Source organism: Klebsiella sp. Ech2A (genome assembly GCF_030078455.1).
GTDB classification, from domain to species: Bacteria; Pseudomonadota; Gammaproteobacteria; order Enterobacterales; family Enterobacteriaceae; genus Klebsiella; species Klebsiella terrigena.
In genome coordinates, this window is record NZ_JAQGFU010000039.1 from 1 (window position 1) to 23,541 (window position 23,541).

Annotated in this window: 22 protein-coding genes; 5 read left to right on the plus strand and 17 right to left on the minus strand. The window is 50.7% G+C overall.

Features of this window, described 5'->3' with window-relative positions; all coding sequences use genetic code 11:
- The coding region (locus tag PFH44_RS10250) for an MFS transporter (RefSeq protein WP_283824946.1) at positions 1-815 on the plus strand (815 nt) is incomplete at its 5' end.
- A 1-nt stretch (position 816) separates the two neighbouring features.
- Here PFH44_RS10250 and PFH44_RS10255 read toward each other — a convergent pair.
- Together PFH44_RS10255 and PFH44_RS10260 are read right to left on the minus strand one after the other, a co-directional pair.
- A complete protein-coding gene (locus tag PFH44_RS10255; protein WP_045856286.1) occupies positions 817-1,572 on the minus strand; it encodes an SDR family NAD(P)-dependent oxidoreductase in 756 nt (251 codons plus the stop codon).
- A 42-nt stretch (positions 1,573-1,614) separates the two neighbouring features.
- Positions 1,615-2,382, minus strand: a complete 768-nt coding sequence (locus PFH44_RS10260) for an SDR family oxidoreductase (protein ID WP_283824947.1) — start codon at positions 2,380-2,382, stop codon at positions 1,615-1,617.
- A 115-nt stretch (positions 2,383-2,497) separates the two neighbouring features.
- Between PFH44_RS10260 and PFH44_RS10265 the strand changes: the two genes are divergently transcribed.
- Positions 2,498-3,088: a TetR/AcrR family transcriptional regulator gene (locus tag PFH44_RS10265; protein WP_283824948.1), complete on the plus strand. Its 591-nt coding sequence runs from the start codon at positions 2,498-2,500 to the stop codon at positions 3,086-3,088.
- Positions 3,089-3,200: 112 nt separating this feature from the next.
- On the opposite strand, the gene PFH44_RS10270 is transcribed toward PFH44_RS10265, so the two are convergent.
- Positions 3,201-3,962, minus strand: a complete 762-nt coding sequence (locus tag PFH44_RS10270) for an SDR family oxidoreductase (protein WP_283824949.1) — start codon at positions 3,960-3,962, stop codon at positions 3,201-3,203.
- Positions 3,963-4,059: 97 nt separating this feature from the next.
- On the opposite strand from PFH44_RS10270, the gene PFH44_RS10275 reads away from it, so the two are divergent.
- A complete protein-coding gene (locus PFH44_RS10275) occupies positions 4,060-5,031 on the plus strand; it encodes an AraC family transcriptional regulator (protein ID WP_283824950.1) in 972 nt (323 codons plus the stop codon).
- A 167-nt stretch (positions 5,032-5,198) separates the two neighbouring features.
- Positions 5,199-5,585, plus strand: coding sequence for a DUF6157 family protein (locus PFH44_RS10280; RefSeq protein WP_283824951.1), 387 nt, complete (start codon positions 5,199-5,201; stop codon positions 5,583-5,585).
- A gap of 216 nt (positions 5,586-5,801) precedes the next feature.
- Here PFH44_RS10280 and PFH44_RS10285 read toward each other — a convergent pair whose 3' ends face one another.
- Both PFH44_RS10285 and PFH44_RS10290 read right to left on the minus strand, forming a co-directional pair.
- Positions 5,802-6,557 (minus strand): hypothetical protein, encoded by a 756-nt coding sequence (locus PFH44_RS10285; RefSeq protein WP_283824952.1) that lies wholly within the window; start codon positions 6,555-6,557, stop codon positions 5,802-5,804.
- Positions 6,554-7,024: a hypothetical protein gene (locus tag PFH44_RS10290; protein ID WP_283824953.1), complete on the minus strand. Its 471-nt coding sequence runs from the start codon at positions 7,022-7,024 to the stop codon at positions 6,554-6,556. Before PFH44_RS10290 ends, PFH44_RS10285 begins: the two co-directional genes overlap by 4 nt.
- A 424-nt stretch (positions 7,025-7,448) precedes the next feature.
- On the opposite strand from PFH44_RS10290, the gene PFH44_RS10295 reads away from it, so the two are divergent.
- Positions 7,449-8,276, plus strand: coding sequence for a potassium channel family protein (locus PFH44_RS10295; RefSeq protein ID WP_283824954.1), 828 nt, complete (start codon positions 7,449-7,451; stop codon positions 8,274-8,276).
- A gap of 661 nt (positions 8,277-8,937) precedes the next feature.
- On the opposite strand, the gene PFH44_RS10300 is transcribed toward PFH44_RS10295, so the two are convergent.
- The 12 genes from PFH44_RS10300 to PFH44_RS10355 form a co-directional block, all read right to left on the minus strand.
- Positions 8,938-9,969, minus strand: coding sequence for a DEAD/DEAH box helicase family protein (locus PFH44_RS10300; RefSeq protein ID WP_283824955.1), 1,032 nt, complete (start codon positions 9,967-9,969; stop codon positions 8,938-8,940).
- Positions 9,954-11,516 carry an ATP-dependent nuclease gene (locus PFH44_RS10305; RefSeq protein ID WP_283824956.1) on the minus strand — a complete coding sequence of 521 codons (1,563 nt, stop codon included), beginning with the start codon at positions 11,514-11,516 and terminating at the stop codon, positions 9,954-9,956. Before PFH44_RS10305 ends, PFH44_RS10300 begins: the two co-directional genes overlap by 16 nt.
- Positions 11,517-11,812: 296 nt before the next feature.
- Positions 11,813-12,991 (minus strand): GIY-YIG nuclease family protein, encoded by a 1,179-nt coding sequence (locus PFH44_RS10310; protein ID WP_283824957.1) that lies wholly within the window; start codon positions 12,989-12,991, stop codon positions 11,813-11,815.
- Complete coding sequence (locus tag PFH44_RS10315) at positions 12,984-15,029, minus strand: DEAD/DEAH box helicase (protein ID WP_283824958.1); 2,046 nt, start codon at positions 15,027-15,029, stop codon at positions 12,984-12,986. The genes PFH44_RS10310 and PFH44_RS10315 overlap by 8 nt, the downstream gene beginning before the upstream one ends.
- On the minus strand, positions 15,026-17,806 hold the full coding sequence (locus PFH44_RS10320; RefSeq protein WP_283824959.1) for a class I SAM-dependent DNA methyltransferase: 2,781 nt from the start codon (positions 17,804-17,806) through the stop codon (positions 15,026-15,028). Before PFH44_RS10320 ends, PFH44_RS10315 begins: the two co-directional genes overlap by 4 nt.
- 280 nt (positions 17,807-18,086) lie before the next feature.
- Positions 18,087-18,521 carry a HigA family addiction module antitoxin gene (locus PFH44_RS10325; protein ID WP_283824960.1) on the minus strand — a complete coding sequence of 145 codons (435 nt, stop codon included), beginning with the start codon at positions 18,519-18,521 and terminating at the stop codon, positions 18,087-18,089.
- An 82-nt stretch (positions 18,522-18,603) separates the two neighbouring features.
- Positions 18,604-19,995, minus strand: coding sequence for a P-type conjugative transfer protein TrbL (gene trbL / locus PFH44_RS10330; protein ID WP_283824961.1), 1,392 nt, complete (start codon positions 19,993-19,995; stop codon positions 18,604-18,606).
- Between the two features lie 2 nt (positions 19,996-19,997).
- Positions 19,998-20,171 carry a hypothetical protein gene (locus PFH44_RS10335; protein WP_283824962.1) on the minus strand — a complete coding sequence of 58 codons (174 nt, stop codon included), beginning with the start codon at positions 20,169-20,171 and terminating at the stop codon, positions 19,998-20,000.
- 11 nt (positions 20,172-20,182) lie between these two features.
- Positions 20,183-20,977 (minus strand): P-type conjugative transfer protein TrbJ, encoded by a 795-nt coding sequence (gene trbJ / locus PFH44_RS10340; RefSeq protein WP_283824963.1) that lies wholly within the window; start codon positions 20,975-20,977, stop codon positions 20,183-20,185.
- Positions 20,978-21,058: 81 nt separating this feature from the next.
- Positions 21,059-21,412 (minus strand): conjugal transfer transcriptional regulator TraJ, encoded by a 354-nt coding sequence (traJ, locus tag PFH44_RS10345; protein ID WP_171278917.1) that lies wholly within the window; start codon positions 21,410-21,412, stop codon positions 21,059-21,061.
- A gap of 841 nt (positions 21,413-22,253) precedes the next feature.
- Positions 22,254-23,243, minus strand: coding sequence for a replication protein RepA (locus PFH44_RS10350; protein ID WP_283824964.1), 990 nt, complete (start codon positions 23,241-23,243; stop codon positions 22,254-22,256).
- A 12-nt stretch (positions 23,244-23,255) separates the two neighbouring features.
- Positions 23,256-23,483: a helix-turn-helix transcriptional regulator gene (locus PFH44_RS10355; protein ID WP_034497625.1), complete on the minus strand. Its 228-nt coding sequence runs from the start codon at positions 23,481-23,483 to the stop codon at positions 23,256-23,258.
- Between the last annotated feature and the right edge of the window lie 58 nt (positions 23,484-23,541).

A 23,541-nucleotide genomic window follows, 5' to 3' on the forward strand; every position in this document is an offset into this window, starting at 1 on the left:
TGGTCAACCTTTACGGACAAGGTGCAAGAGTGGCTATCTCGCGGGTGACGCTGGCGGGTGGCCTGGCCTCCGCCGTTTTCTGGCCGCTTGGCGCCTGGCTGCTGACGACGATCGGCTGGCGTCACGCGCTGCTGGTCTACGCGCTGTTCGGCGTGCTCAGCGCGCTGCTGCTGTGCAAAATGCCGAATATCCGGCTGCCGAGGCCGCCGCAGCGCAAAGCGCGCCCGCCGGCCTCGCGCCACGACCGACGCGTTGGCCTGCTGTATGCGGCGCTGATCGCGCTGGTGACCTTTGTCTCTAACGGAACCTCGACCCATCTGCCCGAGTTTATCGCCAGCTACGGTCTGCCGGTGGCGGCAGGCATGCTGTGGGGAGTCGGACAAACCGGCGCCCGTTTTCTGGAAGTGGCTTCCGGCTCCGCATTAACGCCGCTAAAGCTCACGCTGCTCACGGCCCTGCTGATGCCGCTGTGCTTTGCGCTCGGCCTGAGCGGCCCCTATTCCGCATGGGCCGCCGCCGGGGTCGTGTTGGGATATGGCGCGATTAATGGCTTAACCACGGTATTCAAGGCCACGCTGCCGCTGCAGCTGTTTGCCGCGCAGGATTACGCCCGGCGCACCGGAGTTTTGCTGATCCCCGCCCAGCTGCTGGCGGCCGCCTCGCCATTTGCCTACGCCTGGCTTAACCAGCGCCTGGGCATCGAGGGAGGTTTAGCGGTGTCTGCGCTGCTCGCGCTGGTCGTGGCCGCGCTGGCGCTGGCGATTGCCCTGCACCAGCGTCAGCTCCCGGCGGAGGCGGTGAGCGAGGCCGCGTGAATCAGGCCGTGAAGCCGCCATTGACATCAATAACCGAGCCGGTGATAAAGCCGGCATCCGGCCCGGCGAGGAAAGCAACCGTGGCGGAGACCTCCTCAACGGTCGCATAGCGCTGAATAGCGTGAGATGCCATCACCACCGGCGGCAGATTGTCCCGCGCGCCGGCCGCCATGTCGGTGTCCATGATGCCCGCCTGCACCACGTTGACGGTGATATTACGCGCCCCCAGATCGCGCGCCGCGCCCTTGCTATAGCCCACGATGGCCGCTTTACTGGCGGCATAATCGGTTGTGCCGGGGAAACCGATACGCGTGCCAAGGCCGGAGCCGACCGAAACGATGCGCCCACCGTCTGGCAGAACCCGCACCGCCGCACGGATGTTCGCAATGACGCCCATCGTATTGATAACCCACTGTCGATCCATCGCCGCGTTGTCGATATCGGGAGCATCGATCGTTTTTCCCTGCCACGCGACGGCCGCATTATTGACGAGAATATCGAGTTTACCGAGCGTCGCCACGACCTCACGCACCAGGGGTTCCGCGGCGGACGGATCCCCCTGATCGGCCCGGATAGCAACGGCGCGTACGCCTTTCGCGATGAGTTTTTCCACGACGGCGTGCGCCTTGTCAGCGGAAGCAACGTAGGTGATAGCGATATCCGCCCCCTGTTCAGCCAGAACGTCAGCGATCGCCGCGCCGAGACCGCGCGAACCGCCGGTGATGAGCGCAACTTTTCCTGCGAGTTTTTTAGTCATTGCAAATTCCTCAGTAGTTGGGGTTGAAAGGGACATTCCGGCTCACCACGGCAGCCGCTGGTCCTGGAAGAAAAAGCCGCCCGTTGGCCCCTCTTCCCCAATGCAGGCATAGCGAATGACGGTACGAGCGCCGCTTGCGACGCTCATATCCGCGCGTTCGCCGCCCATGCTGGTTTGCAGCCAGCCGGGATGAACGGCGTTAATTTTGATTGGCGTCCCGCGCAGCTCTTCCGCAATCAGGATGGTGAAGGCGTTGAGCGCGGCTTTGGAGGTGTCGTACCCCAGCGCGCGAATCGGATAGACCGGTGAATTCTGATCGGATAAATGGGCAAGCGACCCGCGGATGCTCGAGACGTTGACGACGCGTCCCGCCGCCGAGCGTCTTAGCAGCGGCAGCAGAGCCTGCGTAAGAAAAACGGGAGCGAAGAAGTTAGCCTCAAATGTGTCACGCACCGCGTCCGCTGGCGCCTCGCTCGGTGGACGGGTCGCCGGCGTGCCGCCGTCGGGACTGTCCAGCAGAATACCGACGTTATTAATCAGAATATCGAGCCTGCCATAAGCCCTGCCGATCTCCGCGCTGGCCGCCAGCCGATCCGCTTCGCGGGTCACGTCGAGCCTAAGCGCCAATGCTTTGCCGCCCTGGCCACGCAGCTCGTCCGCCACCTGTCGGGCTTTGCGCTCATCGCGGGCGCCAATAATAACGTGGGCGCCGAGCGCAGCAAGCTGGTGAACAATCTCCAGCCCGAGGCCGCGTGCGCCGCCGGTCACCAGAGCGACCTTATCGTGAAGCAGAGCGTGGGTATTCGTCATGATGATATTCCTTAAATACAATACCGATCGATATCTTATCGAACGGTATTGTATTTGCCGATGAGGTGTCAAGCGATTTATACTGGTCGGTATTGAAATATGCAGGTGAAAAGCAATGGGACGTCACAGACAGTTCAACGAAAATGAGGCGCTGGAGGCGGCGCTCTCTGTCTTCTGGCAGAAAGGCTACGAGGGGACTTCCCTCGAAGATCTCACGCGGGCCACCGGCGTAGCCCGCCCCGGCCTCTATGCGGCGTTCGGCAACAAGGAGCAAATCTTCCTCAAGGCCCTCGATCTCTACGACGCCGCGTATATGGGATTTATGCGCGAGGCGCTGGATGAACCGACGTCCCGCGAGGTCGTGGCGCGGATCCTGCAAGAGTCGGCCAGCGTCCAGACGGCAAGCGCCGACCATCCGGGCTGCCTGGGCATCAACGGCGCGCTGGCCTGCTCCGATGATGCGGAGCCCATTCGCCGCGAGCTGATTCGCCGCCGCGCCGCAACCCAGCAGGCGCTGAACGACCGCCTGGAGCGGGCGCGCCGCGAAGGCGATTTACCGCCTTCCGCGGACAGCGCCACCCTGGCTGCCTTCGTTATGACGCTATCTCAGGGGATGGCCGTGCAGGCCAAGGCCGGAGCCAGCAGGCAGATGCTTGACGCCCTGGTCGAGCACGCGCTGGCGACGTGGCCCTCCGCCGCCCGGTAGCTCCTTGCAGCCGGGATAGCCGGCATAAAAAAGCCCGCATGCGGGCTTATCGAGACACCTGAAGGTCAGCGCGGCAGGAAAGCGGCATCTGTCCTCATGGTTGAAAAGCGCACTATTCCGCCTGACGACCGGCTTCAGCCATCCAAAGCTCGGCATCGGCGCCAGCGGGAATAAGCAGCGGCGCGGAGGCGTCGGTCGCCGCTCGCCAGACCGCTTCTGCCACATCGGAGGGATGGGTCACCGGGCCCGGGTCCTCCAGGACGCTTTTGATAAACTGCTGCAGCATGGGGGCGTAGTCCGGCTCCTCCATGCCGCGCACGTGGGGACGGGCATTATCGCCGAAGCGGGTCTCAGGCGAACGGCCGGGCAAAACGATATGTACGCGGACGCCGAAGGGCGCCATCTCCACCGCCAGCGATTCGGTGAAGGCGTTTACGGCCGCCTTGCTTGCCCGGTAAATCCCGACGATCGGCAATGCTTTGACCGTTACCGTAGACGTCACGTTAATGACCACGCCGGCCCGGCGCTGGCGCATTTGCGGCACGAAGGCCTGCACCATCGCCAGCGTGCCAATGGTGTTCGTCTGAAACAGGGCATGGATGGTTTCCGGCGCCGTAAGCTCAACCGGAGACGGCGCCCCGAAACCGGCATTGTTGACCAGAACGTCGATTGGGCCTGCCGCCGCCACGACCCGGGCGATGCTGGCGGGATCGGTAATATCCAGCGCCAGCACCCGCAGCCGTTCAGAGGACGGGAGCACCTCTTCGGCCGGCGTACGCATCGTTGCAATCACCTCCCAACCCCTGGCAAGGAACAGCTTCGCGGTTTGCAGGCCGAAGCCGGATGAACAGCCGGTAATCAATATCGTAGGCATAAGCATCTCCATTAAACGTTGACGCTCTTATAGTAGTCGCCAAAAATTGGACGTAATATAGCTTACAGTCGTCATTACTTTAGAGATAGTCTCGATCATGACTCCCGATCCGCTTGCCCAGATCGTTACGCTGCTGCAGCCTGCCGCCCGTTTTTCCAAGCTGGTGGAGTGCGCCGGCTCGTGGCGGATCCATCGTGAGGCGACAGGCGAACCCCTGTATTGCGTAATTCTTGAAGGCAGCTGCCGCGTCACCTTCGCCGGGAACCAACCATTCATCCTCCGTGCGGGCGACTTTATTCTCGCCCCGGCAATGCAGGACCTGGTCAACGGCAGCCTCGATGCTCCGCACGATATGCCTTTCACTTCGCCCGTGCGGATCACCGAGGGACATTTTCGCGTTGGGCGCCAGCAGGGTGCTGCCGATCTGCGTATGCTCATCGGCCACTGCAGCTTCGCCGCGTCGGATGCGGCGCTGCTGGTCTCGCTGCTGCCGGACGTGGTTGTGGTACGCGATCGTCCCCGGCTGACCACGCTGATACAGCTGATCGACGAAGAAACGCGAGAGCGGCGGTCGGCAAAAGAGCTCGTGCTGGAGCGACTTCTTGAGGTACTGCTGATCGAGGTTTTGCGATCCGGCACGGAGACCACATCCGTTCCAGGCCTGGGACGCGGCCTGGCTGACGAGCGTCTCGCGATCGCGCTGCGCTGTATGCATACTCAACCTGAATACTCCTGGACGGTTGCCGAGCTGGCCACCAAAGCCGCCCTCTCCCGCTCGGCCTTCTTTGCCAGATTCAGCCGCATCGTCGGCCTGCCGCCGATGGAGTATTTACTGGCCTGGCGCATGGCGCTGGCGAAGCAGCTATTGCGAAGCCGAAAACTGAGTATCGAGCGGCTGGCCGTTCAGGTGGGTTATCGGTCGGCAAGCAGCTTTAGCATCGCATTCACCCGCTATGTCGGTATGCCTCCCGCCCGGTATGCGCGCTCGGTAGCCCCGCCCCCGCCTGCGCTTTTGCAGGATGGGGAACAGGATAACCCCGATCCGCTCGGCGATCGGCCGTTCAGCTAACGTTGGCCTGTTGCACGCCATTCCTGACCGAGTGCCAATATTCCACAGCCCGCGGAGCCCGGATTTGCCCCCGGCAGGGGATTTTCTATACTTCAGGGACGCAGCAGATTTGGAGCCAACGAGTCTCCGACGATAAATTGGGCTAACGGATTAAGCGGGATATGACCATGCACAGCACCAATTACCGGAATACGCTGATCGTCGTATCGGATGATTGCCCGGCGACGGCGGCCACGCCGCCAACGAAAGAGGGCACGATCGCCGAACGGCAGTTCGCCAGGCTTTCAGCCGCGCCATACGCCATGACGTCAGATGAGCTGCTTCTCGCGGTCGAGAACGATCGCAAAGGCCCGGTGACAGCGGAAGCGTTCTTCGCCAGGCCGCAGGCCTGCCTGCGCGCTTCTCCCCTGGTGAAGAAATACGGCTACGGTCTGCATCACAACCGGGAGGGCCGGGTCGCGCTGGTCGCGGTAGAGAGCGAAGCCTACGCGCGGCTGCTGGCCGATCCGGACGTTGAGAAACGCCCGGGAATGCGTAGCGCGCGGAAGGGATAGCCGTTGCCACCGGCGACAGGAACGCTGGAAAAAGCCGGGCAAAAAAACAAAAAAGCCCGCAGTTACGCGGGCTTAGAGGTACTTTACTGCTTTTACGTGCAGGCTGTTGCCAGACGCGAAATCATTCCCACTCTATGATTGATTATTATTTAAATTCATTTAAAATCAATAATTTATAAATTTCAATTACATAGATGCCATGAAAAATACCATTCCTCACGATTCTGCTGCCCAGGGCCGACGCACGAATCTAATGTAAACACCCATTTCGTCAACAGGTGAAGCGTATTTCCTGATCCCTAAGTCGGAGCTCACCAGAAAGATTGGTGAACAAGGAGTTGCGGGGACCGACTGCACCAGCCATGGGGTGTGGCTTGGGACTGAATTCCCAAGCAGCGCAGTCTCTCGACGTAACCCCAACGCTTCTCGCACATTCTCTTTTGATGACATACGAACGTCCTTGCAACTGATTCCTGCATAGACCTGAAAATGTGCTGGGCGTTCACCTGATTTTGGCTCTAGAACACAAACGTCGAGTTCGTGCCGTGCTTCGCGAGGGGCCTTACCGGGTGCCCCACCGCAACGATCCCAACTCAATGATTCAAATTCGACCGAGGTCCATGCTTCGCCCAAGTTGGTGCCAGCGGCATCGAGCAGCTCAAAGTGCGAGAACCGCTTGCGATCGGCCAGGGCGGGCTTGCTTGCCACGATCACCTCCGACGGTTTACCTCCCTTAGACGGCGGCTGGTGAATGATTGAACCTTTGGGATGCGCACGCCGAAAGGCTCTCAGAATTCGAGACAGGACCAGCATTTCGTATAACTTGTCTCGGGTCATTGCTTGCAATTGAAGGGGCGACGACGCCTTTGCCGCAATATCAAAGAGCGCACCTACAGCTTTAACTAGGTCCGGCGGCGCTGGCTGCTTCGTCTTTTTCTTGGTGCCTGACGTTGCGGCAGTTGTAGTACTCATAGTTCCTCCAGGGTCTGTCGGGGGAGAAATTCGAGCAATGCATTTCGCAGTGCGACTTGCTTTTTCGTCGGGCGTCGTCCCAACTTACTTCGTAAGCTGAGTTTTCGGTTCCCGACGCGCATCTTTAGGGAGTCGATCTGCTGCTCGTGCCCCAGTGCCTGATTGAGTTCATCGCGTACGACTTGTTCGGTTCCGCTGTGCACCGGGAAAGCGAGGACCATCAACAACGACAGGGCTTCTTCAAATCGCTCTTTGATCTCCCGAAGCTTGGCATCTGCCGCGACACCATCATGTTGCGTTCCATCCAAGGATGCCTCTCTAAGGGGCTCATCCGGCTCGACCGGCGCACTGATCCTGGCCAACTCTATAAATTGGTGCATTAAGGGCCCCTCATACTCGCAGGCTCGTCGATGAATTTCATGAAGCGCCTGCTCCAGATCATTCTCACCTTGAAATCGAATTTGCATACTCCCTCCATGAATATTCCAGTGCCGAGGCACTGGTAGCGGTACAATAATTTTTGCCAAAACTGATGCGTGTCCTCACACTTCTCACGACCAGGGCATCAAGTCAAGCGCAGCTTGGGTAGCTTTCAAACATGATTGCGTCGGTTCTTTGTACACCACTGTCCTGCGTGCAATACGCAGCGTAGATGAAGCTGCCGAGCTGAGCGACCCTCTCGATCAACTGCTTAGAACTCAATCGCGACGGGCAGACATCATTGAGTTGATTCAGATATTATAATATGATGAGAGTAGCTAACCATATAACACTAGGCGAACCATCATAAATTTTGCGTGATATAAAGGCTTGGAATGGCTTGCTTAAGTTTATTCCATCTCAACTCTGAAGTTACTGAAATGCTCGTCAAACATAAAGGAATGGCTAGACGTGAATGATTTATCGACCAAACAAAAAAAACTCATATATAAACTCAGCGCAATTTTAATTGGTTCGATTTTATTTTTTTCTGCCTTTTATTGGCTGGCAGGAAACTTTGAAGGACATGGCGTAACTAAGAACAATAAATCTGCTGATATTTATGAGTTGGTTTATTTTAGCGTGGTTTCTATTACGACGCTTGGTTATGGTGATTTTACACCGACCGGTATATCTAGGCTCTTTGCCTCTCTCGAAGCAATATTTGGCATTGTGTTCATAGGTTATTCAATTTCACAAGTTTTGTCCCTGCGCCAGTCCACGCTAGTAGAATACTCCGTTAATTATGGCATCCATGAGGCATATAATCAATGCATTGAATATCTTATCGACGCCAAAGAATCCATAGGAGACAAAAGGAGGGAAATTCAAAATGGCATTATCCCTCAAACTATCTCTTTCATATACAACAGATCCAACCCTTTTTATTCATCTACAAAAGCGTTGCGGATTACAAATGGATACTCCTCTCACCTTGTTAATATAGGAAAAATTGAAGAACTCGTTAAGCATGTGGAACGCGCAGCACATCATGTTGAAGAGCTTGCGGGATTTACGAGAAAATATCTTAACTTGCTACAAAATAAAAGCATAGACTGGAAGCAGGATAGAACCATTTTAATTCTTCTAACACTGTGTGATCAGATCGATTATTTCGTAGATCAGTTTATCGAAAAAACCAGCTATGCGATTAAACCATATAAGGGTGGCGGCATGTATAGGGATGTAGTTAAATCCATAACGAATGACATTCGGAAAAAGTGTAAAAATCTTAAATAGGCTTGAAATTATGGCGCGGCTTATTAGCCTCGACATGAAGTATCTGCAATGATAGATATTTCCAATATTCTCGCCTATACCACTGGCTGCTTGTGTCCAAATGTCGCTGTTCGCTACCTCATGCATGGGTTGTAAACAGTCGGCCGTGAATTATTGTTCTCTCCCCCTCAGCCAAGAGTACATAGGGTAACGTAGGTTACGAACGACTGGTCAGCATCGATAAAAAATATTCGTAAAGCGCAAGACAATCTTGCATCAAGCGATTAGATGAAATGAAGGACAGGATGGCTAGAAGTGCCATTAACCAGATAGAAATTAGTCATTGACTACAGTACAAAAATATTTTCATCCCATTCAATTTCACAAATACTAAACCATCTGAAAACCATGCGTTTTATGAGTGGCATGTATAACAAAGCGCGTTTGTCGGACAAATTTTTCGCTGCGCCCAAAATTTTTCGCGGAGCCAGACTTTATGTATTTTGGCGGTTCCGTGGAATTTTTAGTTGGCGGGCAGCAACTTTGTACCAACAGTCTACTCAGCATTAGATTGAAAGCCTCTTCTACATGATACGTGGCCGCCACTAAGCCCATTACAAACCGGCAACAAGCCTTCATCACTTAGCAACCGATGTTTGAACCGATTCAACGATGCAACCGGCTATTTCCTCTGTTTAAATGCTTTCAATAGCTTCTCGGGCATGAAATACAGGTCACCACGCGCTCTAGTGCAGGCAACGTACAACTTGTTGCGCGTTTGCGGATTTGCTTGGTGTAGCCTTTCTGCCAAATAGTCTTTCCAGATACCCGGTCCCATCACAACGCAAACATCATTAAAGTGATCCATGCCCTTGCTCGCTCCCCAGTTCTCTGAGTAGCAGCCGTACTTGTAGTGTTCGCTCAAAAACAGCTTCACAATGGTGGGATCAGCGTGCAACAAGCTCGCTTGCTCTTGGTCATCAACCGTAATGATCCGGCTGACCCTTTGCTCATGAGCACCCATAGGGATTTGTAACTTTGCACTAATGAAGTCGCAGACCATTTTTGTGCATCGCCAGCTACAGCTCAAGGTTTCCTTGTCTACCGTGATGCCGACATCACGAAAGCGTTTCTCGTAACGGACAACATCGTCGTGGAGGTTGTTGTTTATCGTACCGTCTCTACTGGTATCAAAGGTATGTTGGTGGAAGTCACCGACGAACGTTACACCAATATTCGCTTGTGAAATCTCCAGCAGCAGGTTGAAGTCGTGGCCCGCAAAATCCTGTACCTCGTCAACGTAGAGGTGGTCGTAAAAGCGCTCCAGGCGAGCACGCACATCCGGTATAACCCCTAAGACCTGTAGCAGTTTGGCGAGGCGGCAGTGATAGAGCCTCCCGCTGCCATCGCGATACCGATTGAAATCGTCTAAGCGGAAATGTCTATTGGGCGGACGCCTGAAATTTATGCCTCTGGTCCCTAGCTTCAATTGCATCAAAGGCCTATAACAGAATCCATGCAGGAATGAGAAGTACGTAGTGAGTGTAATGTTGGGTGGGATCATCCCGAACTTCCGGATGATCCTGTTGCGCAGGTGCCGGTGATTGTTCTCCGTGTAAGTGACGATCAATGCCCGCTGATCAAAGCTGAGCCTTTCAATGATCAGACTGGTTTTTCCAGATCCTGCGACGGAAAAAATTACGCTCTTATCCACCCAATCGCATCCTGTATATATTTCGGGACGATCAGCTCAGCGGACTTCTTAGTTAGCAACTCGAAAGCGGCATCCGCTTTATTTTTTAACATGTACTCTTGAACGGTCAGTCTTTTTCGACCTGCAGCGAAAAGGTCGTCGCATAGATGCTGATTGTCTCTGTAGAGACCTATTTCAAAGGTGCTTCGGTCAGGATTTGTATCGGCAAAGATCTGGGCCGATTCGTACAGGTAACCTTCGTAGTTCGTTACACAGTTCTGTTGGTAATCGCTGTCGTTATCCCGAATTGCGGCGATCCTGATACTCAGGAGCTTTCCGAGCTCCAGGTAGCGTTTGAAGCTCGTACCACCGATCGAGATGATGTGCACATTATCAACCTGAGGAGGATGGCCTGCCAACTGCTTGTAGAAGTGCTCCATGAGGATAAATTCTGCATCCCCCTCGACCAATATGACTCTCTTGGAGAGGGCAAGCTCAAGAACATTGTTATCGGGCGCTTTCATAAAGAAGTTTGCGGTGGGCTCCGACAGGTATTTCAAGCGTCCCGCCCCCCCTGCTCCAAGCAGTAACGCGTGGCGTAGATCGAGCCGAGCACAGATATGGCTACTGTGCGTCGTAATGAACAGCTGAGTGCCCGTCGTATCAGCCAGTCTTTCAACCAAGCGTTTCATATTCGTTTGGCTTAGATGGTTTTCTGGCTCCTCCAGTAGGAGCGCGTTCAAGCTCCCTTTTTCCTCATATTTCTTCAGGGCGAAATTGGTCTTGATAAAGCACTGTTCACCTTTGCCACGATTCTCTATAGGGATGCCGTCTTTAGTGATCACCAAGTCGGTTTCAAGGTTGGCGCGAGAACTTGTTCGCAAGGAAAACTGATAATCACCGAGCGCATTGTTCAATTCCTTCAGACTGTCTCGACTGAAAACTTCTTTACCTTGCCGATAGCGATTTTCGAGGCGGTAGCGATCCGGCACATTTACATGGAATCCGAACAGCGCTCGGGTGTATTCACGAGCGGCATATTCACTGTCGATACGAGAACTGTCGATCATCAGGTGTTTGACCGGACGCCGGTAGCTGACGTGAGGCGCCCCGGCGAACGTTGAGAACTTGACACTGTAATACTCAAAAGGAAAGCTGTCCTTGTTTGCTTTAAGCAGATCGACAATTGTCTGGCCGAACTCTTCGATCAAGGGGACAATCGCCATGCGCAGACCATCTGTCTGTATTCCAAGAACGTTTTGGGTACCGTAAAAACCTTGGTCGTCTCCCTCTTCCAGAAAAACGTCCACGATGACTTCTGGAAGCAAATCCAGTCTTGCTGGCCCTGCCAAGAAATTCTGCACCGCCCCCTGATTCAGCAGGGCTTCATAGCCTATGTTTTCAACTCGACTGCGGCTTGCGCTAAGTGCCAGATCTAATGCCAATAGCACGCTGCTCTTACCCGTTTCGTTGTCACCAATCAATACGTTCTTGCCTGCGTCGAACTCAAGAGTCAGGTCGGCGATACTTTTGAAATTCTTGATCACGATTTTTTTTATTACCGACATATTCACTCCTTAGCCTACACGGTGTCGGCCAAAGCACGTACTTTGTCCGATATTGACTGTCCTTTTCAACCGGCTTCAAAACTGGACGCCCCTATGCCAATACCCTCTAACACATCACGCAGACACCTCATCCAAGCAATGAAACGGGTAACTCCTCCAACTCTCAGCCGCTCGTCGATCATTTCGGCCGCAGCTTAAACGTTGATGAAAAACTATTCGGCCCAGGTCATCCTGAGCATTGTCATGCCTTTCTTTTTCCGGCAACACCTGGCCTACAAGTCAACATTTTCGCTGCTCTATGCCTTCACCAGCTTCGCAGACATGGGGTCATAGACATACCCAATGATGCTACCATCCTTGATACGTGCAACAGCCTCATCGATGACGAATAACGGAACGAGAAACCATTCTTCGGGCTGCACAGGATGGCCGAAACGGTCATTAATGGTGATGTTAAGCCGAGCGGGTGCGAACAACCTGTGAAACAGGTTTTCCATCCGGGTGCGGTTGATGCCTGCGAGCTTGTATGAAGCTACCACCTCGACCTTCGCCAATAGATAGGTGGAATCGTGTTCAGCATTGGCAATACGAGTCTCTACCTTGCCGCCAGTCACACCAATCTTGTGAATGACATCACGATGCTCAGCCACATAAGGGTTATCAGATAGCGAACGCAACACATAGATGGTGCCACTTTCAAGATCGCTCTCTTCTAGAGCATCGCTGAATAAAGGCCCCATGTCTGGATCGGTAATTCGGCGTGCTGTTTCGTCTTTATACAAGGCTCGAACCAATGACAGCCGAAGTAGGTTGCTTTCCGTACCATTCGAGTAAATGACACGCAGCCGAGCATCTTTCTTCCCCTGTGGCGAATCAAACTCTTCACCTTCTTCAGCCACATAAGCCGTTTGACCATCCAGGATGAACCAATGGCCCACTTCAATCGTTGCATACTGCCCAAAAGGTCGAGTCACTCTTAAGCCTGAACTTAGATCACTGCGCACCTGCTCAAATAGAGGTTTAAACACATCAAAGTCTTCGCACGGTTTGCGATCCGCGATACCTTGTACAGTACGCTTTTCGGCGCTAGCACGAACATGACGCAAGACTGTGATATCGTCCTCGCTGGTAACATCAGCCAGTTCGGCAGCCAAATTATCGATATCGATAATTTCTTCCGCTGACTCCGCTACCTCCCCCCCTACGGCTAATAAGCCCTGATGATCCAGCTGTTCAAGTAAGGCACGGCAGCCTGGAAGGCTGCGTAGACGGTCGAGCCGCACTGCATAGAGGCGCTCGAAGATCTCACGATTTTCACCGTGTTGCGGCGCACGCCCATGTTGGTCAGTGAAGCGCTGAATTTCCTCAAAACCTGCTATGATGCGTTCCTCACTGGCAGGACGTCCTTTTTTCTTCTCAGGTGGTGCAAACTCGGCAAGTTCATCAGCCAAATCGTCTAAATCATTTTTACTCATAACGCCCCTCCGCCCTAAAACGCATAAACGCGGTTGCACCTTCAGCAAGGTGTTTTTCCCAAGCATCGGGCGAAGTTAACGATGGGAGGCGCCCACGTTCACGTTTGAATTCAGCGGCACGCTTGGCGATCACTTTGGCATCTTCAGGCGTGATCGAGGTACGCTTGGCCGAGATGGCGGCCGCGACCTGCTTCAAGCTATCTTCGCTCATCGTCTTAGCAAGGATAGCGTAAGCCTCACCAAAGGGGTTAATGCGGTCGATAAGGTCTATGTCTAAATCGCGCACGTCCATCGCAAAGCGACGCACTCCGTCAATAAGAGCAGTATTGAGCGTCCCATCGTTCTCGCCAGTGGCAAGACGCTTGGCCTGCTGCGTGAGGTTAAGGGCGGCGATAGCATGCTGACGTACAGCCTCCTGATCTTCAGCATCAAGTTCAGGATACTTTTCTTTGATGATCTTACCCATACGAACCTGTGTTAACTCTTCAGGGATCAGCTCTTCATCGAACAGACCTCGTTCGATGGCGGGCTTATCCTGCACAAAGGCCGCGATCACTTCGTTTAAATCTTCCTGGCAGATGCGTGCCGCTTCTTTGCTCTTGGGCTCGGCAAGTCCCTTAATCTCGATTTGATACGTTCCTGTCTGTTCATTAACACCAAAATTGCAGCTATCCGGGTCATACCCTCCATCACCATAATCAAAGCCTGGAGTCGGACCGCTTTCTGGATTCTTGGGCTTGAACTCGAAGCGCGGAGCCAGTACCTGCTCCATCAACAAGCTCGCCGCGATAGCTTTCAAGGTATCGTTGACTGCCTCAGTGACTGCGCCCTCTACAGCGTCCGGCTCGGCGATCAAGTTAGTAAATCTCGCGCGAGTTTTACCCGGCGCGTCGCGAGTGGCGCGGCCGATAATCTGCACGATCTCAGTTAGGCTGGCACGGTAGCCAACGGTCAGCGCATGTTCGCACCAGATCCAGTCGAAACCTTCCTTCGCCATACCAAGTGCAATAATGATGTCCACATAATCACGGTCTGTCTTCATTTCTACAGCACGAAGGCTTTCCTGAATCTTGCCTTGGCTAGTTGGGTCCACCAGATCAGCGATACGCAACATTCGGCCATCGCGGCATTTGACTAGCTGGAAACCAGTCGCCGGATCCGCACCTTGCCAATCACCAAGCTCGCCAAGAATATGCTCCACTTCCTTAATTTTATCCTTCGTGCTCTCTCGCGAATTGACGTTGGGTATATGGATAATGGTCTTCTTGTCAGGATCGAGGACATTAAGGATGTCATCGACGTAGGAGCCACTGTAGAAGAAGTAGCCGATGTCGAGTTGCTTGAGGTATTCGTAACCGTTGAGCTGTTCGTAGTAGGTGTAGGTGACGGTATCGAACCTAGACTCATCCTGAGGAGCCAAAACGGCTTCCGCATCACCCCGGAAGTAGGAGCCGGTCATGGCAACGATGTGTGTCTTGTCACGAACGATGAACTGCCCCAGATGCTGACCAAGCTTGTTATCCGGGTTAGCTGACACATGGTGGAATTCATCGACCGCGATCAGGCGATCGTCAAACGCTTCTACGCCGTAGGCATCGACCGCGAAGCGAAAGGTTGCGTGTGTGCAAACAAGCACCTTATCGCTACTTTCAAGAAAAGAGCCGAAAGATCTTACCTTGCCACCGTTGTCGTTACCGGGCGCGTTGCACAGGTTCCACTTAGGTTCGACATGCCAATCAGCCCAGAATCCAAACTGCGATAGCGGTTCATCGTTGAAACTCGAGCCAATTGATTTCTCCGGCACAACGATGATAGCCTGTTTGATACCCTGGTTTTCCAGTTTGTCTAATGCCACAAACATCAGCGCACGGCTCTTGCCCGAGGCAGGCGGTGATTTGATTAACAGATATTGCTCGCCCCGCTTCTCGTAGGCCCGCTCCTGCATTGGCCTCATCCCCAGGGCATTGGCCCTAGTCGATGCTCCGTTACGTGCGTAGGTAACGGAAACGGACGGTACGGACTTGATCTTGTCGCTCATATGTTAGCTCTCGCTTTGTGCTTCTTACCCTTGGCCGGTTCAACCGAAGCAGTCATCTTGGTATAGAGGTCAAACAGCTTTTCCAGCCGTTCGGTGTCGTTCTTGAAGCGGCGACCAATGTAGATCCGCTCCAAAACTTCGTCGTTGCGGTCATGCGCAGCGCGCAGGTCAGCTGGCATATTCTCGGGATCGTAGAGGTCGGCGATGGTCGCTGGGAAGTGGTGCTCCCGCGCCAACAGGATATCCTCAGCACAACGTGTAAGATCGGACTTATTCTTTTCAGTTAGCATTGGTACGGGGAAGGTGTTCCAGCCGAGGGTGTTGGAGTATGAGAAGTCGGTTCTCATTCGCGCACAAACGGTTGCCATCCACACAGAATGAAGCCGTGAAACTAGTAGTGAAAGGTGAAAAATGTCCGTATTGTAGAAGGCAAACAATTGGCTGCTAATTATCACACCTGCATCCAAAACACTAACGGGCAAATAGTCACGGTTTTCGGATGTGATACGAGGCAGGGCAATTATCTGCTCATCTCCACGTTGGCGCCGCTCTTCAAACTTGTGAGGCTCATCCGCACCACGTTGCGTCGGGAGTTTCTTGCTCGCTGACCTCATTTCCCTAACTAGCTCTAGGCGTGAAGAGATGAATGGATTTCTTACTGCTTCGCCGACAGCATCATCCGGAATCCAAAGACAAAACCGGGGAATTCCTTTGATCAGTTCAGTTGCCCCAAAAATTTTTCTAACCCATCCGCGCTTGTGCTCTACTTCGACTTTTCCTAGGTCGTCTCGATCAACGTACAAATGTCCGCCATCCACGGCCTTATTGCCAAAGTCCATATTTGATAAGCCGTCAGTTCTTTTAGGCTTTTTTTGCACAAAGATATTCGAGCCAGGTACCAAATAGGCATTTATATTTTCGACCTCTCGAATAAGATTTTCGCCAGCTTGATCACTTGAGAACAGTTTCGACATACCCGAGTAATTGTTGGACACTCCAATGATTACGACAGTTACTCCGGCTTTGTTGCTGGCGAGATTGCTCCACTTGAAAGAGGTATAAGCGAATGTAATTCGAAATTCTTGATCGAGAAGGCTCGGCCACAGCTCAGGGACCTGTATACCTTGGCAAATCGAATTAGTTGTCACAAAGGCGAAAGTGGCTTTGCTGTATTGCGCGTATTGTTTTGCCTTAATTAGCCATCCGGTGACATAGTCAAGAGATTTCCAGCTCGCGGATGTGTTACTGAAGACCTGTTCAAGATCGCGTTTCTGTTCACTAGTCTGGTACTTGCTACCTTTATAAGGCGGATTTCCACATATATATGTTTCGCCACCTTCGTTCTCAAAGTCGATCTCAGATTGATCGAGAGGAAAACTTAACAAATCATCGGATTGCATCTTCACGCTGGTTCCAGTTGGCGGGCAAATGCTCAACCAATCGAGCCGCAGCGCGTTGCCACAAGTAATCCAGTTTTCGTCACGCAAAGGTAGAAACTCGGCCAAGGCCAGTCTCTGGCCTCGGTACAGAACATCGCACTGATATTCGGCGATGACGAGTGCAAGCCGCGCAATCTCCGCAGGGAAGTCGCGCAATTCGATCCCGCGAAAGTTGGTAAGCGGGATATCGGATGCACGATCTGTTTCACTGCGCCGTTTGTTTATCTCCGACTCGATCGCGCGCATTTCCTTATACGCGATGACCAGGAAGTTGCCCGAGCCGCACGCAGGATCGAATATGCGAATGCGGGCCATGCGCTTGCGCAGATTGAGCAGCATGCGCGGATTGTCACCAGCTTCCTCAAGTTTAGCTCGCAGTTCATCAAGGAACAGTGGGTTAAGCACTTTGAGAATATTGGGGACACTGGTGTAATGCATGCCCAACTCACCGCGCTCTTCATCTTCGGAAATGGCCTGAATCATCGAGCCAAAGATGTCAGGGTTGATTCTGGTCCAATCCAGATTGCCAACATGCAGTAGATAGGAACGTGCAATACGGCTAAAACGCGGAACCTCATCACTCCCCGAGAACAAAGCACCGTTAACGTAAGGAAACTCTATAGCCCAGCGCGGAATACCTGCGGCTGCGCGCTCATTGCTCGGGGTGTTCATAGCGCAAAACAGCGTAGCGATAACATCGTGCGTATTAGAAGCGTCGCGCTCACTCATCTGTGCAATGGTGTCGGTGAAGGACCCCTTACCGATAAAGATCTCGGTATCTTCAGCGAAGAAGCAGAAAATTAACCGCGCCATGAATTTGTTCATGTCGTGACGACGTCCCGCAGCCCCCCACAGAGGGTTGTCTTTCAGCAGTTCAACGTAAAGGCGGTTCAGGCGGCTGGTAGCCCTTATGTCGAAAGCGTTTTCGCTGATCTGGCGAACAGTGCTGATACCCGCCAGAGGCAGAAAGAAACCGAAGTGGTCTGGAAAGTCTTTAAAGGCGCAAGCGACAGTCTGACCGCTGATGAGATCTTCAGCTTCGAAGTCTTTTCCGTCTGTGGCGAGGATGAATTTGGCCTTGGCCTTGCCTGTTGCCGGGCTGGCTTTGAGTGAAGCCAGCATTTGTGTTACTTGCCCTTCTTCACTAGCCAAAATGTGAATGTTATTGGTCTGAAGAACGCCGCCCAAATCGGACTTGTTCGACGCCCCAGCGCGTAAGCGTTTGATAGTCGTTTCCTTGTTACCGAAGGCTTCAAGGAAAGCATAAGGAAAATCTATGGGATCAAAGGGTTGCTCTGCAAGATCCGTGATAGCTTGTTCAATTTCTACGGCGTTCATTTGCGTACAGCTCTCCATTGGCATGCGACCGCCCTACTGCTACTGGTGTGCAGTGAACTCATGTCATATCCTAGGTTTTCTTGGAAATTTTTGGCAGCAAGTTTAACAGATGAGAACCCGGCTCTGTAGCGGATTCAGTCTCCTACCCAGCGTTTCGCAAAGCACTGTTACCTGTTTAGAGCGAGAATTGTAGCTTCGGGAAAACAGCAAGCCGATGTTGAAACTTTCATGACACTTGAAGGGCGGCTGTATCATAACATATGAGGTAGTAGCGGATTGATTATGTCTGTCGTTGTTCCTGACAATCTTGCAACGTCTCAAGATTACTCCAAAAATCCTCATCAGTACCAAATATGGCAGCAAGAACGCGAGCTTCTTCATCCGTAAGACGATGCAAACCACAGATAATATCGTCAATATCCTGCTTGCAAATACCCATAGCTTTCGCCAGTTCATCATCAGATATGTTCAGCGGTTTTAAAAATTCCTCGGTCAGCATTTCTCCCACTGTTACAGGCCCGGCGGTATCTGCTTTTGTGTAATATGCAAGGATCTCAGAACGCCCCTGCTCATACGTCAGATCACCTGAAATAATACGTGCCTTAATGGACTCGTAGAGTGGCGTACCACTGGGGTCGATTCCTTCAAGTCTCAGGGAAGCCTCTGCTTTGCGAAAGCCCTCATGGCGTAACCGTGAATCGGGAGTCCTAGACATAGTTTTTCCTTTGAGTTGCAGAAGTTAAGTTCTCTCAGTGAAAGCGTCAGCTCGCGCTCCCCCGTAAACTGACGCGCTTGATTCAAGATTTATTATTGCCGGATAAGCTATCTCCGGCAAAATCATCATGTTCGCGGTTATCCCGACGAGTAGCTGTTTGTTTACGTATCTGAGCCGCCAACTCCCCTCCAATAGTCCGTTGGACACGAGAAGAATCGCTACTTCGCTTCATTGTCTGGTATTCAGCAGCTCCGTTAGCCATACTGCTTCCCATATGGCTTGCCATGCGGCCAGCTCGAGAGAATGAAGCAAACCCCTGACTTCCTCCGCTGGCGCTACCTGAACTGCTCCCTGCAGACGAACCACCGGAACCGCCTGAGGGTTGGCCTCCAGAAGTATCTACAGAACCGGTATCTTCCTCGCCGCCAAATCCTCCACCGGAACCGCCTCCACTGCCTGAACCAGATTCTTCGGCCATGGCAGCTTGCGCAGACTCGAATGCTGCCTTTAATGCAGAGGCTCCGCCGCTGACTTGAGCTGATGCCCCCATTGCCATTGCTCCAGCACCGCTGATGGCAGTAGCGGCAGCGCCGGTAATCATACCCGCCCCAAATCCACCAATCCCTTGTAAAGAAGCCCCTCCTACAACACCTGATAACAACAGTGGTAGCTTATTCGTTAATACTAACAGGATAATTGACGCCAGAAGCAAAACGATAAGACTATTAAGATCAGGAACATCATCTTTAATAAGAGAAAAATATTGATCTATAAATGATTGTCCAATCCCAATAATTAATGTCATCGTGAATAATTGAATGCCAATCGATAAAACAGTTCGTAAGTAATTAATTGCTATATCAGAGGTCCATTTCGAACCACCAAACCCAAGCAATATAACTCCTGCATAACATAACACCCATGCAGAAACCAACATGATTAGCATATTTATCGCTATAAGGGACATCACTACCAAAACGATTATCGCGACTGTTATCATAATGGTGGATATCATTGGCGACCAAATTGATGCGGCTGAACTGACCCTTGTTAATATCGCAAACGCCATATCAACTATGCTTGAGGGCGAAATACCAGTATTTATTCCTAAAGCGTTTGCTGCAAGTTGTCTCATTGAGTTAATTATGGATTGCGATATGGATGGGCCGTTGATTAAAAGATAATAAAAAAAACCAATGACGGCAAAAAAGCGAACTATTTCAGCAAGTACGCCTGTCAACCCTTCCCCTTGCATCGCCATCATACCAAATGTCCAAACCATACTTATTAATACCAGCCCCCAGAAGAGCCAATTTGCATAGTCAGCAATTACTGTTGTCCATGTACTGGCTACTTGTTGAAACTTTTCTAATAAAGCATCAAGTAGCCCGCTACTATCTAATTGACCAGCATAGGCATTTATAGAAAAGAAAAGTATGATACCTAAAAAGGTGAGCTTACTTACTATTTTCATGATTACCATTCTCGTTTAGGGCTTGGTTTATTATTACTCCGTAGAGCACATTTATCGTATTTATGTTCATCAAATTTATTATCTGGCGTCGATAAACAATCTTTATCATTTTTATCGCAAGAACATAGGGCCAATAAACTGATCAGAATAAATACAATCAAAAGATTATCTTTCATTCTGCATTTCCTCACCAAATTCGCTTCGGGCTTGGTGTATTCTCTCCAGCTAACGCTTTTTCATCAGCGGCTATCTGTTGTGATTCTTTATCTGCCTGAGCCTGTGCCAGTGTTGCTGCAGCGTTTTGTTGGGCTACCAGGAGAGAGCGGATTTGCAGTAACTGGTTTGTCTGTGCGCTGGCAAGTTGATTGGCCGCCTGAATTGCTTCCATTTGCCCTTGTGCGCCAGTTGCCTGGCTTTGTAAGTCTGCCAGGTTGTCAGCGTCGCTCTGCAGAGTATCTTGTTGTTTGTCAATTGCCTTGAAAACGGCGTCATTGGCCTTTTTACGTGCCTCTGAGCTGTTTTGTTCCGCTTCACGAAGTGCGCTAATTTCAGACGCGGTACATTCAACATTGCTGTTAAAGCAAGGTAATGACCTGTAGTAGTTAACATCCTGATATCGTTTCAGGTACGTATCGAGACTCCCGGCCTGATTCTTGTAGTAATTAAGGGTATCCTGCGCCTGCAACAATTTATTAATTGTTGAATTTGCCTGGTCCCAGATATAGGCCGCAGGTGCTACGGTGTTCTGCAGCATGTTTTCATACTGCTGCAGCTGCGTCTGGTACTGCTGGATTTGTTTTGCTACGGCTTGAACGTTGTTAACTGCGCTGATTGTGGTCTGAACCACATTAGTGCCATCAATAACGGGAATTCCGGCTTTCACCGGTAATGCCATGACGTACGCAACAAAAGGAACTATTAAAGATTTTTTAGCGGCTAAAATCCCTCTTTGTGATGAAACTACTCGGAACATTAAATTCATTTGCTTACCTCTTTTTCAGCAGATTAGTAATATTTAACACTCTGTCTGTTAACAGACGCAGATATATAGGAAACCACACATTTATTTATCCAAGATTTTATCCATAATGTTCCTTAGTTCTTGCCGAGTTGATTCTATTTTCGCAAACAAGGTTCTTATCAGTGTGGGTGAAAAATCAACTGTTCGAGGATCATTTGCGAGCCATAATTTAAGTAATCCGCCAAGTCTTCCAAGATCAGCGTTTACTCGGCTAAGTTCATTAACCTGTTTTATATCTACGATAGAATCAACCTGATAACCCATTGCAACTCTACGAACAAAACAGGCAACACTTAATCCAGATGCTTCTGCATTTTCTTGGATGAGAATTTTTTCTTCGGGTAAACAATAAACTTTTATTGGCGTACTATTTTTTCTAGTCTGAGTAACTTTCATATAGCTCCCCATACAGGTGGTAGCCTGGCAGCCTCGCAGAGCAGGACGCCCTTGAGCCGCGATGCGGCGAATAGGGAGTGGTAAAGTTGGAACACCGTAGCGGTGGGCCTACTTTACATGTCCTGCCCTCCAGTTGCCGTAGTATATCTGTGCACATCAATGTGTATTTCAGTGTACAGGATGTGTTTTCTTGGCGTATTAATGCAGGATTACTCGGGTAAAATCCTTCGGTATATCGTAAATCTCGACCCCGTCTCACTGGTTATAAACTAAGCCATAACTGATTTCATCGCACCTAACTCACAGGGAAATTTATCGGATTTTAGCGGCTAAAATTTCTAAAGCCTCCTAATCACAGCTAACCAATTATTTTATATGCTTAAAAAAACTCTACCTCATGTGTCAACAATACAAACACTAGCAATTAATGCTTACAGAAAAATCGTTTCCAAAAGAAACAGATAACATTCAAAAATGTATTTTTAGCTAAACAAACCCCAATAAAATTTACACTAAAAAATCTAATAGTGATAATCAGGAATGAATTTGACCCCATCGAGCTTATCCACAGTATCTTTCCTTTAACTACAGGTTAATTTTTATATAGGTTAAACCTACAGGAAAACACTACAGGGTGTTCTATAACCCTTTGTTATAAGTTGATTTTACAGCTATCCAACTGACAGAACATGCGTATACCGAGACAAAACATGCGTAAACTGCGACAGAACATGCGCAGAATACTTTCTTTAAAGCGTGACAGAATATGCGTGGATAACTTCCTTCATCCCCAAGCTTATACACACTGGTAAAGTTTAAGTTGATAGACGTTCGTCACGCTTCAATATCCCTCAGTTCTGTATTTTTTCCTTCGAGGTACTTGAGGAGCACTTGGTTTTATAAGAAGTCCTTTGTCGGTCGGTGTAGCGTCTAGCCCTGGCCATGCCCGCTGTACCTTTTCAAGCCCATCGTTAAACCGTCGCCTAAAGTCTCTGACATCGGAATAATTTGATCCCATTTGCTCCATCAAACCTAGCCAAGGGATAATTGTGACTCGCTTTAAATAACTCACACGATATGTCGCCCAACAATATATATCTAAGGCCATCGGAGAGCGCTTAATCAAACGCAATACTCTCATATCCAATGGGACAGGTTTATCTGTTATCAGTTGAAAAAATTTAGGTGACAACTCAACCCAAGACTCCCATAGAAAATCTTTCTCTGGTTGTTTTGCACTCCACAAAATATGGGATACATCCGCTACTCTGGCTCCCATTTCATCTTCACAAACATATCCACTTTCCTCATTTAACTCTGCAAACGTAACACTGACCGTAGTTTTAAATAATCGCCGCATCTGTTCTCGAAATGGATTTATAGAACCATTTTTTCCACCGGTTGAGCGAAGACCTAAGTCTTCCATGAAACGCCGTTGGGAGCGACCCAATTCAAGCTTACGTGCTTCCTGTTCTGTAATAAATCCTTTATCCAGTTTTGACTTATTTCTAACTGCTTGAGAACTAACCCAAACTAATAGCAATCGAGCATAGCAACCGAAAGGCAAACCTACTGCTGATGGTGCCATCATATGCATGGTTAAATTACCATTTTTACGGCACCACTCATTCAATCCTGGATTGCTGTGTGGTAGGGTTGCTTGAATTAAGAACCGAGCAATAAAACCCATTTCATTGGCCTCCAGAGCACTACACTCCTGGATTGCCAAAAGTTTATCTATATATCTCGTATTTCTCTTAACTTTCACTGACCTTTTTTTGTTTTGAGTCGGTTCCCTAGATGAAGCATCCATTACATATTTAATCATCATGATGACTCGCACTTACCAAAAAAAACCGGGTCTTGCTGCCTTTAAAGCAGACCTGCGCTTTTCTTCAATCCAGTTTTCAACCTCAGCTAAATCCCAAGCAACACTTCGGCTAGTCAAAACAATACGCTTAGGAAACTCACCACGCTGCTCCAAGTTATAGATTGTTCGATCAGACAAAGGAATCATCTTGAGTAATGTTCTGCGATTAATCAGCATTTTATTAGTCATTGACGAATTCATACCATATCTCCTTATCAACACTGTTTAGTGGATATTGCCTGAAGTTTCTTGTATCTTA

Coding starts and splice junctions, on each gene's coding strand:
- PFH44_RS10255 (WP_045856286.1), bottom strand. CDS start 1,572: ATGACTAAAAAACTCGCAGGAAAAGTTGCGCTCATCACCGGCGGTTCG.
- PFH44_RS10260 (WP_283824947.1), bottom strand. CDS start 2,382: ATGACGAATACCCACGCTCTGCTTCACGATAAGGTCGCTCTGGTGACC.
- PFH44_RS10265 (WP_283824948.1), top strand. CDS start 2,498: ATGGGACGTCACAGACAGTTCAACGAAAATGAGGCGCTGGAGGCGGCG.
- PFH44_RS10270 (WP_283824949.1), bottom strand. CDS start 3,962: ATGCCTACGATATTGATTACCGGCTGTTCATCCGGCTTCGGCCTGCAA.
- PFH44_RS10275 (WP_283824950.1), top strand. CDS start 4,060: ATGACTCCCGATCCGCTTGCCCAGATCGTTACGCTGCTGCAGCCTGCC.
- PFH44_RS10280 (WP_283824951.1), top strand. CDS start 5,199: ATGCACAGCACCAATTACCGGAATACGCTGATCGTCGTATCGGATGAT.
- PFH44_RS10285 (WP_283824952.1), bottom strand. CDS start 6,557: ATGAGTACTACAACTGCCGCAACGTCAGGCACCAAGAAAAAGACGAAG.
- PFH44_RS10290 (WP_283824953.1), bottom strand. CDS start 7,024: ATGCAAATTCGATTTCAAGGTGAGAATGATCTGGAGCAGGCGCTTCAT.
- PFH44_RS10305 (WP_283824956.1), bottom strand. CDS start 11,516: ATGTCGGTAATAAAAAAAATCGTGATCAAGAATTTCAAAAGTATCGCC.
- PFH44_RS10310 (WP_283824957.1), bottom strand. CDS start 12,991: ATGAGTAAAAATGATTTAGACGATTTGGCTGATGAACTTGCCGAGTTT.
- PFH44_RS10315 (WP_283824958.1), bottom strand. CDS start 15,029: ATGAGCGACAAGATCAAGTCCGTACCGTCCGTTTCCGTTACCTACGCA.
- PFH44_RS10320 (WP_283824959.1), bottom strand. CDS start 17,806: ATGAACGCCGTAGAAATTGAACAAGCTATCACGGATCTTGCAGAGCAA.
- PFH44_RS10325 (WP_283824960.1), bottom strand. CDS start 18,521: ATGTCTAGGACTCCCGATTCACGGTTACGCCATGAGGGCTTTCGCAAA.
- trbL (WP_283824961.1), bottom strand. CDS start 19,995: ATGAAAATAGTAAGTAAGCTCACCTTTTTAGGTATCATACTTTTCTTT.
- PFH44_RS10335 (WP_283824962.1), bottom strand. CDS start 20,171: ATGAAAGATAATCTTTTGATTGTATTTATTCTGATCAGTTTATTGGCC.
- trbJ (WP_283824963.1), bottom strand. CDS start 20,977: ATGAATTTAATGTTCCGAGTAGTTTCATCACAAAGAGGGATTTTAGCC.
- traJ (WP_171278917.1), bottom strand. CDS start 21,412: ATGAAAGTTACTCAGACTAGAAAAAATAGTACGCCAATAAAAGTTTAT.
- PFH44_RS10350 (WP_283824964.1), bottom strand. CDS start 23,243: ATGATGATTAAATATGTAATGGATGCTTCATCTAGGGAACCGACTCAA.
- PFH44_RS10355 (WP_034497625.1), bottom strand. CDS start 23,483: ATGAATTCGTCAATGACTAATAAAATGCTGATTAATCGCAGAACATTA.